This window comes from Serratia sp. Res13-Sevr-LER1-36-b (assembly GCF_015673035.1).
GTDB lineage: Bacteria > Pseudomonadota > Gammaproteobacteria > Enterobacterales > Enterobacteriaceae > Chania > Chania fonticola_C.
Genome location: NZ_JADACK010000005.1, coordinates 724,194 through 740,958, shown reverse-complemented (window position 1 = coordinate 740,958; position 16,765 = coordinate 724,194). Strand labels below are relative to the sequence as shown.

18 protein-coding genes are annotated in these 16,765 nt (G+C 52.3%); 10 read left to right on the top strand and 8 right to left on the bottom strand.

Going from position 1 to position 16,765, the window contains the following annotated elements; genetic code table 11:
* Positions 1–5 precede the first annotated feature (5 nt).
* The 5 genes from sodC to IMQ33_RS04475 form a co-directional block, all read right to left on the bottom strand.
* Positions 6–530 (bottom strand): superoxide dismutase family protein, encoded by a 525-nt coding sequence (gene sodC / locus IMQ33_RS04495; protein ID WP_196062528.1) that lies wholly within the window; start codon positions 528–530, stop codon positions 6–8.
* Positions 531–829: 299 nt separating this feature from the next.
* Positions 830–1,795 carry a hypothetical protein gene (locus IMQ33_RS04490; protein WP_230326786.1) on the bottom strand — a complete coding sequence of 322 codons (966 nt, stop codon included), beginning with the start codon at positions 1,793–1,795 and terminating at the stop codon, positions 830–832.
* 230 nt (positions 1,796–2,025) lie between these two features.
* Entirely contained in the window at positions 2,026–2,922 is an 897-nt protein-coding gene (locus tag IMQ33_RS04485) for an aldo/keto reductase family oxidoreductase (protein ID WP_196062527.1), read from the bottom strand.
* A 108-nt stretch (positions 2,923–3,030) separates the two neighbouring features.
* Positions 3,031–3,270 carry a DUF1289 domain-containing protein gene (locus IMQ33_RS04480; RefSeq protein WP_021804547.1) on the bottom strand — a complete coding sequence of 80 codons (240 nt, stop codon included), beginning with the start codon at positions 3,268–3,270 and terminating at the stop codon, positions 3,031–3,033.
* Between the two features lie 21 nt (positions 3,271–3,291).
* Positions 3,292–4,221 carry a LysR substrate-binding domain-containing protein gene (locus IMQ33_RS04475; protein WP_196062526.1) on the bottom strand — a complete coding sequence of 310 codons (930 nt, stop codon included), beginning with the start codon at positions 4,219–4,221 and terminating at the stop codon, positions 3,292–3,294.
* A 138-nt stretch (positions 4,222–4,359) separates the two neighbouring features.
* On the opposite strand from IMQ33_RS04475, the gene IMQ33_RS04470 reads away from it, so the two are divergent.
* The 6 genes from IMQ33_RS04470 to rnt all read left to right on the top strand — a co-directional run bounded on the left by IMQ33_RS04470 (position 4,360) and on the right by rnt (position 10,261).
* The gene (locus IMQ33_RS04470) at positions 4,360–5,001 is read left to right on the top strand and encodes an NAD(P)-dependent oxidoreductase (protein ID WP_161712562.1); all 642 of its coding nucleotides are present in this window, start codon (positions 4,360–4,362) and stop codon (positions 4,999–5,001) included.
* Positions 5,002–5,123: 122 nt separating this feature from the next.
* Positions 5,124–6,758 (top strand): phosphoethanolamine transferase EptA, encoded by a 1,635-nt coding sequence (gene eptA / locus IMQ33_RS04465; protein WP_196062525.1) that lies wholly within the window; start codon positions 5,124–5,126, stop codon positions 6,756–6,758.
* Positions 6,759–6,987: 229 nt separating this feature from the next.
* Positions 6,988–7,593 carry a TetR/AcrR family transcriptional regulator gene (locus IMQ33_RS04460; RefSeq protein ID WP_065686113.1) on the top strand — a complete coding sequence of 202 codons (606 nt, stop codon included), beginning with the start codon at positions 6,988–6,990 and terminating at the stop codon, positions 7,591–7,593.
* Positions 7,594–7,675: 82 nt separating this feature from the next.
* Positions 7,676–8,773 carry an alkene reductase gene (locus IMQ33_RS04455; protein ID WP_065686112.1) on the top strand — a complete coding sequence of 366 codons (1,098 nt, stop codon included), beginning with the start codon at positions 7,676–7,678 and terminating at the stop codon, positions 8,771–8,773.
* Positions 8,774–9,103: 330 nt separating this feature from the next.
* Positions 9,104–9,511 (top strand): lactoylglutathione lyase, encoded by a 408-nt coding sequence (gloA, locus tag IMQ33_RS04450; protein WP_021178093.1) that lies wholly within the window; start codon positions 9,104–9,106, stop codon positions 9,509–9,511.
* Positions 9,512–9,580: 69 nt separating this feature from the next.
* A complete protein-coding gene (gene rnt, locus IMQ33_RS04445) occupies positions 9,581–10,261 on the top strand; it encodes a ribonuclease T (protein WP_021178094.1) in 681 nt (226 codons plus the stop codon).
* An 84-nt stretch (positions 10,262–10,345) separates the two neighbouring features.
* Here the strand turns inward: rnt and IMQ33_RS04440 are convergent, their stop codons facing one another.
* A complete protein-coding gene (locus IMQ33_RS04440) occupies positions 10,346–10,693 on the bottom strand; it encodes a Grx4 family monothiol glutaredoxin (protein WP_172413932.1) in 348 nt (115 codons plus the stop codon).
* Between the two features lie 409 nt (positions 10,694–11,102).
* Here IMQ33_RS04440 and IMQ33_RS04435 point away from each other — a divergent pair, with 409 nt between their 5' ends.
* Together IMQ33_RS04435 and sodB are read left to right on the top strand one after the other, a co-directional pair.
* Entirely contained in the window at positions 11,103–11,918 is an 816-nt protein-coding gene (locus IMQ33_RS04435) for a C40 family peptidase (RefSeq protein ID WP_196062524.1), read from the top strand.
* A 226-nt stretch (positions 11,919–12,144) separates the two neighbouring features.
* The gene (gene sodB / locus IMQ33_RS04430) at positions 12,145–12,723 is read left to right on the top strand and encodes a superoxide dismutase [Fe] (protein ID WP_021178097.1); all 579 of its coding nucleotides are present in this window, start codon (positions 12,145–12,147) and stop codon (positions 12,721–12,723) included.
* 64 nt (positions 12,724–12,787) lie between these two features.
* Here the strand turns inward: sodB and IMQ33_RS04425 are convergent, their stop codons facing one another.
* Positions 12,788–12,877, bottom strand: a complete 90-nt coding sequence (locus IMQ33_RS04425; RefSeq protein ID WP_158006235.1) for a YnhF family membrane protein — start codon at positions 12,875–12,877, stop codon at positions 12,788–12,790.
* A 324-nt stretch (positions 12,878–13,201) separates the two neighbouring features.
* Here IMQ33_RS04425 and purR point away from each other — a divergent pair, with 324 nt between their 5' ends.
* Positions 13,202–14,227, top strand: coding sequence for an HTH-type transcriptional repressor PurR (purR, locus tag IMQ33_RS04420; RefSeq protein ID WP_024529899.1), 1,026 nt, complete (start codon positions 13,202–13,204; stop codon positions 14,225–14,227).
* Positions 14,228–14,283: 56 nt separating this feature from the next.
* On the opposite strand, the gene punR is transcribed toward purR, so the two are convergent.
* On the bottom strand, positions 14,284–15,204 hold the full coding sequence (gene punR / locus IMQ33_RS04415) for a DNA-binding transcriptional activator PunR (protein WP_065686110.1): 921 nt from the start codon (positions 15,202–15,204) through the stop codon (positions 14,284–14,286).
* Positions 15,205–15,329: 125 nt separating this feature from the next.
* Between punR and punC the strand changes: the two genes are divergently transcribed.
* Entirely contained in the window at positions 15,330–16,535 is a 1,206-nt protein-coding gene (punC, locus tag IMQ33_RS04410) for a purine nucleoside transporter PunC (RefSeq protein ID WP_065686109.1), read from the top strand.
* Positions 16,536–16,765 lie beyond the last annotated feature (230 nt).

Genomic DNA, 16,765 nt, shown 5'->3' with positions numbered 1-16,765 from the left:
CTGATTTATTTGATTACGCCACAGGCGAAGCGATCGCCACCACCACCCAGAGGTTTGGGTTGATCGGAGTGGTTATCCCCCCCGGCGTGTACCATCAGCGCCTTGCCTTCGATTTCGCTGATTTTCTTCAAGCGCGGAGCCAGGACCTGGGTGTCAGCCATACCGTCCGCCGTGACATAGATTGCTGGCAAATCGCCTAAATGCCCGTTGGCATCAGAAGGCCCGAGATGCTTGCCGGTTTTCTCAGGATCAAAGTGGCCACCCGCAGCCAGTGCGGCTACCGCCTTGCCTTCTTTCATACCCGGCTCACAGCTGCCTTTCTCATGAACGTGAAAACCGTGCACACCCGCAGGCAAGGCTTTCAGTTGCGGGGTGAACAACAGTCCGTAAGGCGTTTCGCTAATTGTGATTTTACCAATGTCCTGACCAATTCCCTGGCCGGTCACCAGATTCATTTCGACATCAACCGTTGCCGCCTGCGCAACGCCACAGGCCATCAACCCCAATGCCGCACACCAATAACGTTTCATCACTCAATCTCCATGCGATAAGTGTAACTGAGTTCGCAGTATAGAACGTATGTGGAATTAATCAATTCACTTACATTCGAGTTATTATCACGATTTTTTAACTCCTGTTGCGATTATAAAAAATCACATTACACAACCGAGGTAGAAAATTTATCAGAAAGCATACCTTTGCAAATGAAGGCACTCATTAAGGAATGTATAGAGAGTGGCCGAGATCCTTCTCGGTCACTTTAATTCCCCTATTGCACTGAGATATACTTAACATATGGAAACATGGTTCACCAATAGAGATACCACATTCAGTCCAAATCCAGAACCGTAGAGTTAGCCATATAAGACAACAGCGACGTTGATTTCAAATAAACCTTTCTTTTCTCTGTAACATCCCTATCAAATCTCCAATTCATGATGTAAATAATCGGAGCATTAGGATACTGCCTAATAAAATTACGGTATAATTTAATTTGAGCAGAAAGTTTTTCATCATTTAAACCCAGTGATGCGGTTGACGGTGGTACCAATACCCACTTAGGGCTCTCTTTGTTGGCCAATGGTGCAACTCGATTATAAGTCTCCCACATATCAGGTACAGACCAATTGTAATTATCGACACCAATCCAATCAGGCGTACTTTTATCCACTGCTGGACACGCCGTTGTTGGCGCACCATTCTGAATCTCATTTAGGTAGGCTTGAATCTGTGTGTGGCGATAAGAGAGCACAGTATAAATTGGGATGGAAATCCCATGATTTTTCATAGCTTGCCTCAAAGTACAAACATAGCTAGCATATTGATAGGCCTCATAAACCTTGTTAGTCTGCAATGCAGGCACATCAAACGGCTCGTCAATAAAATAAATAGCTGAGGGTCTATTTGATGCATTAGCAATATCCTGGGTTATTTTCCAAATATTCACCCATGAACCAACTGCCTGGCAGGCATTATTACTTGCCGCGCCAGGGCAAATATCTACAAATGGAGAGCCAACCGATGAGCCAGATCCAGCTTGAATATTTAGAGCGCATTTCCCATCATTACAAACTGGCAAACTTAGACTTTTAATTGAGTGGACAACATTAAGATTGGTTTCACTGAACCCGGAGTTGTTAATTGCATTAAGAGCATCTGCAGCATTAAAGGCAGGGTTACTATATTGATAATAGTCCAACCAATCATAACCATAATATTTTATTTTAGCATTCGCTATTGTCGAATGCATGAGGCAACTCATTAATAAAGTTAAAGCAAGAGCTACATTTTTCATATTTCCTCCTAAGGAAAGAATGGGATTTGATCGCATTCTGGACACGACAGGATAATTTTATAATTTTATTAACGGAGGGGCTTGCTGTCCATGTTGTGTCATTGTTGAGTAAACAATTAAGCAATTTTATAACCAGGAGGATATTTTAATTGTATAAAAATATTCGAAAGGTCTTTACCTCGATCAAGATGCCCACCCCATCGATGGGCATCTGTTTGTTCACAAAATCCTTAAGGTACGTCGTAACCCAGTGCTGCTTTACGAATGCGGAACCACTGCTGGCGGCTCAAGGTCAGCTCTTGCGCCTTCAGGGCCGAACGTACGCGCTCGATCTTGCCGGAGCCGATAATTGGCAACGGTGCTGAAGGCAGACGCATCACCCAGGCATACACCACCTGTTCAATGGTTTCGGCACCAATCTCTTGCGCCACCGTTTGCAGTTCATCGCGTAACGGCTGGAACTCAGCATCGCTGAACAACCGCCCGCCGCCCAGACAAGACCAGGCCATCGGTTTGATACGCAGCTGCTGGCATTGATCCAAAGTGCCGTCGAGGATCGCAGGCTGATAGATCGGGGAAATCTCGACCTGGTTGGTCACCAGCGAGAACGGCAGACGCGACTGCAATAAGGAAAACTGTGTTGGCGTAAAGTTCGAAACGCCGAAATGGCGCACCTTGCCGCTTTTATGCAGCGCTACAAAGGCTTCAGCTACCTCATCGGCTTCCATCAACGGATCTGGACGATGGATCAACAATAAATCCAGGTAGTCCGTATGCAGGTACGATAATGACTGCTCTGCGCTATGCACAATGTGCTCGCGATCGGTGATGTAATGCCCGATCGGGTTACCCGGCTTGGCGGTGGTAGCGATGCCGCACTTCGACACCAGTTCCATCCCCTGGCGCACCGAGGGCTGCAACTTGATCGCCTCACCAAAGGCCTGTTCACAGGCATAACCACCATAAATATCCGCATGGTCCGCCGTGGTCACCCCCAGCTCAACGTGTTGCTTGATAAACGTCAGCAACTGCTGCGGTGACATGCCCCACTCCATCAAGCGCCAGTAGCCGCAAATCATGCGTGAGAACTCAGGCCCAAGTGGTGCCAGCTTAATACGATTCAGCATTGTTAAACCTCATGACAATAGTTAACGCCAGCATACACAAGCGCCCAAGCCGTAGGAAACGCAAAAGTGGCCTTAACGTGCGGCGGATCGAAAAAATGAGCAATAAAGTTAAAACAGTGAGGGCTGCTCTGGCGGGATCTCTTCTGGCTGTTTGCCGGTACGCAGTGAGCGCAGGTAACGCTGGCGACACAGGCGCAGAACGTCCTTTTTCTGGACATCGTTCATTTGCATCCAGCCAAAGCGCTCCTCGCGGCTGCGTAGGCAACCACGACAATAGCCGCGCTCATCGGCCTGGCAAATACCACGGCACGGGCTTGGGATGTCAAAGAACTCGAGTTGCTGCGCCACACGTCCTCCTGCGTTGTCATGCTAATTGAAGACGTCATCGGTGCCATTGGCAAGTGGCTTTTCCCCATGACGGCGAAAATATTCTCGCAAATAGTGCAGCGCCTGGCGCGTTTTCTCTGGCAGAACCCGCTCAAGAGTCAACGCATGCAGCCGATATGGCGCTGGCCGCCACTGCGGTAACAGGGCAATTAATTCCCCCCGGCGCAGTTCATCACCAATTTCATACAGCGGTTGGCCGGAAATCCCCAAGCCATTGCGGGTAAAGGCCCGGATCACGTTCATACTACCGCTGACAACCTGCCTCGCCGCCAGGCGTAGTTTGAATGTTTCGCCCGCATGGTGATGCAAATCGAGATGCAGCCCGTGACCACTGCCGGTGATCCAGCGGTGTTGCACCAGCTCCTGGGGCGTTTCTGGTACGCCATGCTGGCTAAGATAGCGCGGCGCGGCGCAGAGCACCATGGGCCAGGCGGTCAGCGGGTGAGCAATCAGGTTGGTATCTGCCAGTTGCAGATTTACGCGCAGCGAGATATCTACCCGCTGCTCGATCATATCCACCACCTGGTCATCTGCCAGAATACGCAGCGTCAGCTTTGGGTGTGCCAGCAGCAAGGGAGCCAAGGCCTCCGCCAAGGGGCCGCTACCGATCCCGACGGTGGTGGCAATGCGTAGTTCGCCCACCAGCGTATCCCGCAGCTCCGCCAGCCGCTGCTCCGCGCGCTGTGCTTCCTGCAACATGGCTTCGCAACCGGGATAAAAGGCTTCCCCCGCATCGGTCAGTGCCAGGCGGCGAGTCGAGCGGTGCAATAACGCCACGCCCAACGACTTTTCTAACGACCTCATATGCTGGCTGACCGCAGAGGGCGTCATCTCTAGTCGACGGGCCGCCGCAACAAAGGAGCCCTCGGCCACCACGGTGGCGAATACCGCCATTCGATTCAGTTTATCCATGATTATGAAGTTTTACTTAATCAAGAAAGCATAAATATGGCACTAATCAGCCGCATTGTTAAGGCTTATAGTATTTCTACTGCGCCGCCACTGAGTGGTACGGCAACCCGCTAAAAAACATTTCACAGGAGAGACCTCATGAAAGTCGCCATTATTGGAGCAACCGGTTTTGTTGGCCGCCGCGTAGTCGATGAGGCTTTGGCCCGCGGCCTGCAAGTGACCGCCATCGCCCGTCAGAAAAAAGATCTGCCGGATAATGCCAATCTCGCTGTCGCCCTGGGTGACGTGGCCGACGGCCCGTGGTTGGCAAAACAGTTAGCTGGCCATGATGTCGTGATCAGCGCCTATAACCCAGGTTGGGCGGAAACGGACCTGTATGAGAAAACCGCTAAAGGTGCCCAACAAATCCTGGCGGCGGTAAAACAATCCGCGGTTAAACGTCTGCTGTACGTTGGCGGTGCCGGTAGCCTGGAAGTGGCTCCAGGAGTTGAGCTGGTTGATACCCCGCAGTTCCCGGAAAATATTCGTCCAGGGGCCCAGGCGGTACGGGATTTACGTAATGCGTTGAAAAAAGAAACCCAGTTGGATTGGACCTACCTTTCTCCTGCCGCGTTGCTGGAACCCGGCAAGCGTACCGGCCAGTTCCGTTTGGGCACGACGCAATTGCTGATGAAGGGTGACGCGCCGGCCAATATTTCGGTAGAAGACCTCGCGGTTGCCATTATCGACGAAGTTGAAAAACCGCAGTTCATCAAGGCACAGTTTACCGCTGCCTATTAATCGTCCGCCAGCGGCTGTAATCGTTGCAGCCGCTGTCCTGCCGCTTGTTACGTCTAAGGTTATCTTAAGTTTCATCTGGTAAATTTCGGCGCATTACACCATGGCAGGATCCAGATTTCGCAATGCGCTTACGTCAATCATTACAATGCAACAGCTTGGGTTTTATCCTGGCTTGCGCCCTATTCTTCACGGTTTTCCAGAACCTGCTATTTATTCACCAGGCCTGGTCATATATCACCTTTGATAGCGTACATAGCATCATTTTTGCGGCGACTATGCCGGTGGTTATTTTCTGTGCCCTGAATATTATCTTCAGCGTATTAACCATTCCGTTCCTGCGTAAACCCCTGGTTATTCTGTTGCTGCTCGGTAGCGCGGCGGCCAACTATTTTATGTTCAGCTACGGCGTGGTGATTGATGGCAATATGATGCAGAACGCCTTCGAGACCAACCCGCAGGAAGCGACGGCGTTGCTCACCCCCCGTATGGGGCTATGGCTGCTATTGCTGGGCATCTTGCCTGCCGTTTTCGTGTGCTTTGTACGCATCAATAAAACCCGCCCTTGGTGGTATATGATTGGCCTGCGCGCGGCCAATGTGATGCTTTCCGTGGTGGTGATCCTGTTGGTTGCGGCGTTATTCTACAAAGATTACGCCTCGCTGATCCGCAACAATAAAAGCGTGGTGAAAATGCTCACCCCAAGCAATTTTGTGGCCGGCACCATCAAGTACGCTCAACACCGCTATTTCCACCAAAATCTGCCGCTGGTCAAGATTGGTGAAGATGCCCATTTAGGCCCGGTGATTAGCAGCCAGGCCAAGAAGACCCTGGTGATACTGGTGGTCGGCGAAACTGCGCGGGCAGAGAATTTTTCGCTAGGTGGTTACTCGCGCGAGACCAATCCCCGCTTAAAGCAGGCCGATGTAGTTTATTTCAAAAATGCCAGTTCCTGCGGTACCGAAACGGCTATCTCCGTGCCCTGCATGTTCTCCAACATGCCACGCGGCGATTACGACGCCACCTTGGCCGCACACCAGGAAGGCATGCTGGACGTGATGGCACATGCCGGAGTCAACCTGCTGTGGCGCGAAAATGACGGCGGTTGTAAGGGGGCCTGCGATCGTATCCCACATATCGACATGACCAAGCTGAAGCTTTCACAGTATTGCGATGGCGATGTCTGCATGGATAACGTGCTGCTGCACAAACTGGACGATTATATCAACGGCCTGCAAGGGGACAGTGTGATCGTACTGCATCAGATGGGGAGCCACGGCCCGGCCTACTATCGCCGCAGTACGTCAGAACTACGTCAGTTCTCACCGACCTGTGACAGCAACCAGATCCAGGACTGTTCCCACGAGCAACTGGTGAATACCTACGACAATTCGCTACTGTACACCGACGCCATGCTGGACAGCACCATCAAGCTGTTGCAGCAATACAGCGGCAAATTCAATACGGCGATGGTCTATCTTTCCGATCACGGTGAATCGCTCGGGGAAAATGGTATGTACCTGCACGGTACGCCTTATATGTTCGCGCCCTCTCAGCAGACCCACGTGCCTTTTCTGATGTGGATGTCGGCCGATTATGAACGCAATTTCGGCATTAACCGCCAATGCCTGCAATCGTTGGCGGAGAACGATAAGGTTTCACAGGATAATCTGTTCCACACTCTGTTGGGCATGTTAAACGTGCAGACACGGCAATATCAGCCCGACCTGGATATTCTGCAGCGCTGTCGCAAGGCTTAACCTTAGCCGCTCCCTCTGGCACAATAGTTCTAAACGAACACCGCATGCGGCTAGACGAGCCGCTTTTCGGGCGCGGCATGCGGCGCCCCTACGGTGTGATGGAGCATGCAGCACCGCTACAGAGTGTAAGTTTGGCTGAAATGTTTACCTTCTGAGCCGGAATTTTTTCCCGGTTTTATTTATCTGCGACTTGACCTAGACCAATCGGTCTATTATTCTCATTTTCATTATGACAAAACAGACGAATTGCAACGGGGATACCCGAGAACATCTGCTCGCAACCGGCGAAACGCTCAGCCTGCGTCTTGGTTTTACCGGCATGGGCCTCAGTGAGTTGCTCGCTACCGCTGGCGTGCCCAAAGGGTCGTTCTATCACTATTTTCGCTCGAAGGAAGCTTTTGGCGAAGCGATGTTGCAACGCTATTTTGCCCATTATGACGCTCAAATGCAGGCGCTGTTTGCCGACTCTCGTAGCGATGCGCGTAATCAGTTATTAAGTTATTACGCCCAGGCCATCAGCTTCCACTGCCGTAGTGAGTGCCATAACGCTTGCCTGGCAGTGAAACTCTCCGCAGAGGTCAGCGATCTTTCTGAACCTATGCGTCATGCGTTGGAAGCGGGCACCAGCCGCGTGATCGGTCACCTGCAAGACGCGATCGAACGCGGCATCCGTGAAGGTTCACTGGCTATCACCATGAGCCCGGCGGCCGCGGCGGAAACGCTGTACTCGTTGTGGTTGGGCGCATCGTTGCGGGCTAAAATCCGCCACTCGGTCGCTCCACTCACCTGTGCGCTGGAAAGTATCGAATTGCTGTTGCGCCCAGCGCAGCCATAAACCCCCTTTTTTTACCCGAAAGACATGTTAGCGATACTGTTTATCATCACTAGTCGACTGGTCTAATACTATAGGATGCACTATGAAGATTGAAAAATTGTTCTCTCCGCTCAAAGTTGGCCACACCACCCTCCCCAACCGTGTGTTCATGGCTCCGCTGACTCGTCTGCGCAGCATCGAGCCAGGTGACATCCCAACGCCGTTGATGGCGGAATACTATGCGCAGCGTGCCAGCGCTGGCCTGCTGATCACCGAAGCCACCCAGATTTCTTTCCAGGCGAAAGGTTATGCCGGAGCTCCCGGTCTGCATACCCCAGAACAAATCGCCGCGTGGAAAAAAATCACCCAGGCGGTACATGACAAACAGGGTCATATCGCTGTGCAGTTGTGGCACGTAGGCCGTATCTCCCACTCCAGCTTGCAGCCGGGCCAGCAGGCTCCCGTCGCGCCTTCAGCGATCAATGCCGAAACCCGCACCACGGTGCGTGATGAAACCGGTGCCTGGGTTCGTGTACCAACCTCTACCCCACGTGCGTTGGAAACCGACGAAATCCCGGGGATCGTCAACGATTTCCGCCAGGCTGCTGCCAACTCGCGTGAAGCCGGTTTTGACTACATTGAATTGCACGCCGCGCACGGTTACCTGCTGCACCAGTTCATGTCTCCGGCATCCAACCAACGTACCGACCAATACGGTGGCAGCATTGAAAACCGTACCCGTCTGACGCTGGAAGTGGTCGATGCCAGCATTGCCGAAATCGGTGCCGATCGCGTTGGTATCCGTATCTCGCCGTTAGGCCCGTTCAATGGCCTGGACAACGGCGAAGATCAGGAAGAAGCGGCGCTGTATTTGATCGAAGAGCTGAACAAGCGCGGTATCGCCTACCTGCATATTTCAGAGCCGGATTGGGCCGGTGGCAAGCCTTACTCAACCGCGTTCCGCGATGCAGTGAGAGCACATTTCCAAGGCGTGATTATTGGCGCGGGTGCCTACACGGCGGAGAAGGCAGAAGAGTTGATCGCCCAAGGCTTTATTGATGCAGTCGCCTTTGGCCGCAGCTATATTGCCAACCCAGATCTAGTGGAGCGCTTTAAACAACAGGCCCCACTCAACGAGCAGCGTGCCGATTTCTTCTACGGCGGCGGTGCCGAGGGGTATACCGATTACCCAACTCTGTAAGTGAATTAAATTGACTTTGCACTCAGTAAATTAGGTGCGCTAAATACCGCGACACCTCAGGCTGAGGTGGGTGGGAGCCATACAGGTTAGCCGACCGTTGAGCGCATGGACGCGCGATACGAGCCTCCATGGATGGGGCCCACGGCGTGTCGGCGTTCTGTCTGGCTCCCGCCTGCCGCACTATTATCCGCCGTCATTTTTATTTGTGACAACGTCACCTATACCATCACCTACCACATGCGTTGAATTGCCTTATGCGACAAGGCTATACTGTCTGACGCTGTTCAAGTCATCTGCCGTCAGCCGCGGCATATCCAATCAGAGGAAATTATGCGCTTACTCCATACCATGCTCCGTGTCGGCGATCTGCAACGCTCCATCGACTTCTATACCAAGGTATTAGGCATGCGCTTACTGCGTACCAGCGAAAACACCGAGTACAAATACTCGCTGGCCTTCGTGGGTTATAGCGATGAAAGCGAAGGCTCGGTCATCGAACTGACCTATAACTGGGGCGTCGACAGCTACGACATGGGCTCCGCCTTTGGTCATCTGGCGCTGGGCGTCGATGATGTAGCCGCTACCTGCGACAACATCCGTCAGGCCGGTGGCAAAGTCACCCGCGAAGCCGGCCCAGTCAAGGGCGGTACCACCGTGATTGCCTTCGTCGAAGATCCGGACGGCTACAAGATCGAACTGATCGAGAACAAGCACGCAGGTCACGGCCTCGGTAACTGAGGTTTCTCCAGGGCGCACCCTGCGCCCTGCTTTCTATCTCCGCTGCACCAAGACAAGAAATTTGTCATAATGCGCGCTGAATTCGCTAAAGATAAGAAACTGATGGCCGAAAAAAGTGATCTTAACGCCCTGAGTGGCCGTTTCCGTGGGTTTTATCCCGTTGTTATTGATGTGGAAACCGCCGGGTTTCATGCTCAGACCGATGCGCTGCTAGAGATTGCCGCCGTCACGCTGAAAATGGATGAAAATGGTTGGTTGCAGCAGGATGAAACGCTGCATTTTCATGTAGAGCCGTTTGAAGGGGCGAACCTGCAACCGGAAGCGCTGGCCTTTAACGGTATCGATCCACATAACCCACTGCGTGGCGCAGTGAGTGAATATGATGCGCTGCATGCGATTTTCAAAGCCGTGCGTAAAGGCATTAAGGATCAGGGCTGTAACCGGGCAATCATCGTGGCGCATAATGCCAACTTTGATCACAGTTTCCTGATGGCCGCCGCCGAGCGCGCCAGCCTGAAGCGCAACCCGTTCCACCCGTTCGCCACCTTTGATACCGCTGCGCTTAGTGGGCTGGTATTGGGGCAGACGGTGCTGGCCAAAGCCTGTATTGCCGCTGGCATGCCGTTTGACAGCAGCCAGGCGCACTCAGCACTTTATGATACCCAGCAAACCGCCCAGCTGTTCTGTGAACTGGTCAACCGCTGGAAACGTCTCGGTGGCTGGCCGATTGCCAACGTTGAATCGCAATAGCTTGCAGGCAAACTGACAGACATAAAAAAATCGGGCGGCACTGTTAAAGGTGCCGCCCGATTTTATTTGGAAAACCCTGTGCCATTAAGGCTGCTGGTCTTCCTGATCTTTATACTTCTCTGCCGTTTCTTTGATCAACGGCTGCAGTTCACCACGCTGGTACATCTCGATGATGATATCGCAGCCGCCAACCAGTTCGCCATCGACCCACAGCTGCGGGAAAGTTGGCCAGTTGGCGTACTTTGGCAGCTCGGCGCGGATGTCCGGGTTTTGCAGAATATCAACATAGGCAAAACGTTCGCCACAGGCTGAAAGCGCCTGCACGGCCTGAGCGGAGAAACCGCAGCTTGGCAATTTCGGTGAGCCTTTCATATACAGCAGGATCGGGTTGGCAGAAATTTGCTGCTGAATTTTTTCAATCGTCGTCATTATTGCTTCCTCAAGCCACATCATGGCTACAACATGCATCACACTGGCTATTGTAGCGGCAGGACCGGTGCCAAAAAACGCCATCTTTTGCAGGGACATTCTCTGATTGCCTCAGCAAAAGCGGCCGTCACAACGAACCGGTTAAAACATGGCCCCAGAATAACATTTTTAATCGGGACGTTTCACTATTATATTTGCGCTGCTCAATCCCGGAGAGCAATAAGCCAACCACATGATCTTTGTCGTTTTTTTAGGCACCAGGCGTTTGATTTTGCAACAATAAAAATGCCATTAACGTTTTCTCACAATATGGATTAGTATTTATGAGATCCACGCTGTTTTATAGGGTGAATTTCGGGAATACTGTGACTCATTCGATTTCTGTTTCGGAGCCAAGGTTGGTAACGTCGATATGCGGTTAATTATTACACTTTTTGTGCTGCTATTTACGCAGCTCTTCTTCAATTTGGCGCACGCTGCGCCACAGGCACGTGTTTCTGCCGAGCAGCGCAAGAGTCACGTTAATGAAGCACGGCCAGACGACCGCAAGAAAAAGAAAGCGGAGAAAGCCAATAAAAAAGTGAAGGCAGCCACCCCTCCGAAAACGCTAAAAACCAAACCAGCAACCTTAAAGACCGCCAAAAAAACCACCAGCGTTAAAACCAAAAGCCAGGTAACCAAAACGGCCAAGCTCAAAGTGACTCCGCCTAAAAAAGGCTATAAAAAAGGCTATGGTCGCCATCGTGAAGAAGGCAAAGCTACGGCAAAACTGGCAGGCCGCGAAAAACCGTTGAAACTTTCCGCCGCCCATAAAAAACGTTATCAGCACGCCAAGCAAACCGCCATGGCCAAGCTGATGGGGCAAATGGGTAAACCCTACCGCTGGGGTGGATCTTCACCTGGTACAGGATTCGACTGCAGTGGGCTGATTTATTACGCGTACAAAGACGTCGTGAAAATCAAAATGCCGCGTACCGCCAACGAAATGTACCACCTGCGTGATGCAGCGCCGATCAAACGTAATGAGCTGGAGAAAGGCGATCTGGTGTTCTTCCGCATCAACAACCGTGGCACCGCCGATCACGTTGGCGTCTATCTTGGTAACGGTAAGTTCATCCAGTCACCGCGCACCGGTGAAGAAATTCGCATCAGTCAGTTGGATAACGACTATTGGCAGAACCATTACATTGGCGCCCGCCGCGTAGTGACCCCGACCACCATTCGTTGACCTAGCACGGCTGAGCCAGCTGCTCAGCCGTGCCTTACTCCCCCAAAAATCAAAAACCGCTGCGACTTTAATCAATCAGCCACTTGGCACACTTTGGATGTTCTTTTCGCTCGGAAAGTTGTTAAGATTAATAACCATAACAAAAGTGGTGCAATTGCGTTTTTTCGCCCTCGGCCCCACGGCCCAAAGCGTCGGAGAGGCGTATTGTCTATAAAAGGAGAAAGCAATGTCGTTTGAATTACCTGCATTACCGTATGAGAAAAACGCTCTCGAACCGCACATTTCCGCAGAAACGCTGGAATACCACTATGGCAAGCACCATAACACCTATGTGGTTAACCTGAACAATCTGGTGAAAGGCAGCGAGTTCGAAGGCAAATCCCTGGTCGAGATCGTCAAGACCTCCACCGGCGGCGTGTTCAACAACGCCGCTCAGGTCTGGAACCACACCTTCTATTGGCACTGCTTATCACCGCAAGGTGGTGGCGAGCCAACGGGCGCAGTGGCAGAGGCCATCAATAAGTCATTCGGCTCCTTCGCCGCCTTTAAAGAGCAGTTCACCGATGCCGCCGTGAAAAACTTCGGCGCGGGCTGGACCTGGCTGGTGAAAAAAGCGGACGGTAGTCTGGCGATCGTCAGCACCTCGAATGCGGCAACCCCGCTGACCGGCGCAGACGTTCCGCTATTGACCGTTGACGTGTGGGAACATGCTTACTATATCGACTACCGCAATGCGCGACCAAAGTACCTGGAAAACTTCTGGGCGTTGGTGAACTGGGCGTTCGTGGCAGAAAACCTGGCTTAACGGCGGGTGGCTAGCTAATAATAAGGCGCAGCATCAAGCTGCGCCTTTGTTTTTCTGCTGCGGATCAGTTCAATGCGGCAATAAAACTGAAAGCAATAATCATTGCCAAAGCACCCACGGTGGTGAGTAATGACATCTTCAAATTGGTATCCATATACAACTCCCTCTCAGATTGGCTTTTCCAGAGCATAAGCCACACAGTTTATACGTCAAATCATTTTCCCACAGTCCGTGATTAAAATCTTGTTTTGATTTCCCCGCTGATAATTACCGATTAGCTCTTCCACTTTTCTTCAATTTGCGACAAAATCCGCAGTTCACTACTGCGTACCGATAAACTGCCCCTCCCTGTTCAAGCGATTTACGACTTCAGCACTAAAAACTCAGTTTTCGCTTATCTGGGGAAGGATCTACGTAGGCAAACGATTAACATCATACTTACATGCTGTAACATGTGGGTTTAGGAGTCATTTTTTACATGGCAACGATTAAAGATGTGGCCAAACGCGCTGGCGTTTCTACCACTACCGTATCGCACGTTATCAATAAAACGCGTTTCGTCGCCGAAGATACCAAAACGGCCGTTTGGGCCGCCATCAAAGAGCTGCACTATTCACCCAGCGCCGTAGCCCGCAGTCTCAAGGTCAATCACACCAAATCGATCGGTTTGCTCGCCACCTCGAGCGAGGCCCCCTATTTTGCCGAAGTGATCGAAGCGGTTGAAAACAGCTGTTACAGCAAAGGCTATACCCTGATCTTGTGTAACTCGCACAATAATCTGGATAAACAGCAAGCCTATCTGGCGATGTTGGCGCAAAAGCGCGTCGATGGCCTGCTGGTGATGTGCTCAGAATATCCAGATCAGCTACTGGGCATGCTGGAAGATTACCGTAATATTCCCATGGTAGTGATGGATTGGGGTACCGCGCGCGGAGACTTCACCGATACCATTATCGACAATGCCTTCGAGGGCGGTTACCTGGCAGGCCGCTACCTGATCGAACGTGGCCACCGGGACATCGGTGCCATTCCTGGTCAACTGGCGCGTAATACCGGTGGAGGTCGCCACCAGGGCTTTCTGAAGGCCATGAAGGAAGCCAACATCGAAGTGCGCGAAGAATGGGTCGTGCAGGGGGATTTCGAGCCTGAATCTGGCTACAAAGCCATGCATCAGATCCTGTCGCAAAAGCATCGCCCAACCGCCGTTTTCTGTGGCGGCGATATTATGGCCATGGGGGCGATTTGCGCCGCCGATGAGCTGGGGTTGCGTGTACCGCAGGATATCTCGGTTATTGGTTACGACAACGTGCGTAATGCCCGCTACTTCACTCCCGCTCTGACCACCATTCACCAGCCTAAAGAGCGCCTGGGCGAGATGGCCTTTACCATGCTGTTAGATCGCATCATCAGCAAGCGTGAAGAGTCGCAGGTGATTGAAGTGCATCCAAAACTTATTGAGCGTCGCTCCGTGGCAGATGGTCCTTTTGTCGATTACCGCCGCTAAGTCCTATTTCTTAACCCATATTTCTCCGTAGGGGCGCCGCAATATGCCGCGCCCGATTAATCACCCGGCCCCTCTTCACTGAGCCATTCCTGATTCAGCGTTTCGCTGTCGCCAAGATAGTCCAACAGCCAGGCCATGGCCGGAGACTGGGCGTTTTGCTGCCAGGTCAGGCAGCAGGCGCTGGGCGGGAAAGGCTCATGCAGTGGTAACACCACCAGTTCGCCACTTTGTACCAACGGCAATACTCGATGCGCGGGCACCATGCCCACACACAGCCCGGCACGCAAACAATCTACCGCCGAAACCCAGTCCGGCACGGTCAGCCGCCGCTGGTTGTCCAGCGACCAGGTCACCCGCTTGGGTAAATTGCGCGAAGTATCCTCCAACAGCAACGAGGGATAAGGCCGTAGTTGATCGTCGCGCAGCTTTCCTTGCAAGGCGGCGAGCGGATGTTTAGCATGTACTACGCAGAGCCAATTCATAAAACCCATATCGCGAAAGGCAAAACCGCCGCCGACCGGCACCGCCCGCGTTGCACCAATGGCCATCTCAGCGCGACCATCGACCAGTGCATCCCACACGCCGTTGAATACTTCAGGCTGCACTATCAGTTCTACGTCGGGGAAATGGCGATAAAAATCCAGCACCAGTTGGCGGCTGCGCTGAGGTTTGACGATCAGATCGACCGCAATCCGCAATTGCCCGCGCCAACCGTTGGCCACCTGCTGACACTGTCGTCGGGTATCGAGCATTTTTTTGATAACAACCCGTGCTTCTTTAACAAACAGCGCCCCCGCTGGCGTGAGTTCCACATCGCGGTGACGGCGTTCAAACAGCGGCACCGCCAGCCATTGCTCCAGTTGGCGCACCGTATAGCTCACCGCCGAGGGAACGCGATGCAATTCCTGCGCCGCTGCGCTGAAACTACCGGTTCGCGCCACCGCATCTACCACATCGAGTGAATATTCAGACCACATAACTTTGCCTTCAAATTTTTTAACAGCACCTTGCAAATATTACCGTTTCACAAGCAGAGATCCAGCCGTATACACTTGCCGGCGCTTCAAAACCTGCGACAACATAATTTTAACGAGAAATAGCAATGCGAAATTTTGGATTTATGTTCTACCTGGCCGGCCTAAGTATGTTGGGCTATCTGGCTACCGATATGTACCTGCCCGCCTTTGGGGCCATGCAGCAGGATCTGCAAATCTCCGCTGGGGCGATCAGCGCCAGCCTGAGTATCTTCCTGGCAGGCTTTGCCTTCGCCCAGTTGCTGTGGGGGCCGCTGTCTGACCGCATTGGCCGTAAGCCCGTGTTATTGATTGGCCTGGCACTGTTCGCCGTCGGCTGTCTAGGTATGCTGTGGGTCGAAAACGTGGCACAACTGTGGTCACTGCGCTTTATCCAAGCCATTGGCGTGTGTTCCGCCGCCGTCACCTGGCAGGCGATCGTGGTTGATCGTTACCGCGATGGCAAAGCCAACCGCGTTTTCGCCTCCATTATGCCGCTGGTCGCACTCTCTCCGGCGCTGGCCCCGCTGCTAGGCGCCTGGTTGCTCAACCATATGGGATGGCGGGCCATCTTCGCCGTGCTGTTGGGGATTACCGCCCTGCTGCTGATCCCCACCTTACTGCTGAAAGACCGTAGCAGACTGGTACCTTCCGCCGATAAAAAGCCCAGCCTTGGCTTTATGCAGATCTTGAAATCCCCGGTCTTCAGCGGCAACGTGATGGTTTTTGCCGCCTGTTCTGCCGGCTTCTTCGCCTGGCTGACGGGCTCACCCTTTATCCTCGGCGATATGGGGTATAGCCCTAACGATATTGGCCTAAGCTATGTGCCACAAACGCTGGCTTTCTTATTGGGGGGTTACAGCTGCCGTAGCGCCTTAAATCGCATTTCTGGCAAAACCTTGTTGCCATGGCTGCTGGTAGCTTATGGCATCAGCATGGTAGCACTGTATCTGATTGCCACCCTGAGCGAACCGACGTTGACCACACTGTTGATCCCGTTCTGCTTTATGGCATTAGTTAACGGTGCCAGCTATCCTATTTTAGTGGCCAATGCGTTGATGCCCTTCCCCAACAACAGCGGCAAAGCCGCTGCGCTGCAAAACACGCTACAGCTGGGATTATGTTTTATCGCCAGCCTGTTGGTTTCGGCATTTATCGCCCAACCGCTGTTAGCCACGGTTACCGTAATGGTTGCTACCGTATTTTTAGCAGCCTTGGGCTATCTGATGCAGCGTGGGAAAGGAACGGATGAAACGCAGGTAACACGGCAGGAGCGTGTCGACTCCGTGTCATAATTATCTCTGTAAATAGTCACTTAATGAAAATTCTTGCCGAGCGCGATTTGCAGTTGAGTCTACGCCTCGGCAAGCCTATACTCAAAAACGACCTTTTAGAATAACAGTTATACTAAGCTCTTATTGCAGCAACTGCTGCGTACGTGGATGGCATCACACTTTATTTAAGGTTGCATTTACCCGCGTCCTTTGACGCAGGGAGTCTCTTAAATTTCCTCTGTTCAAGTCGA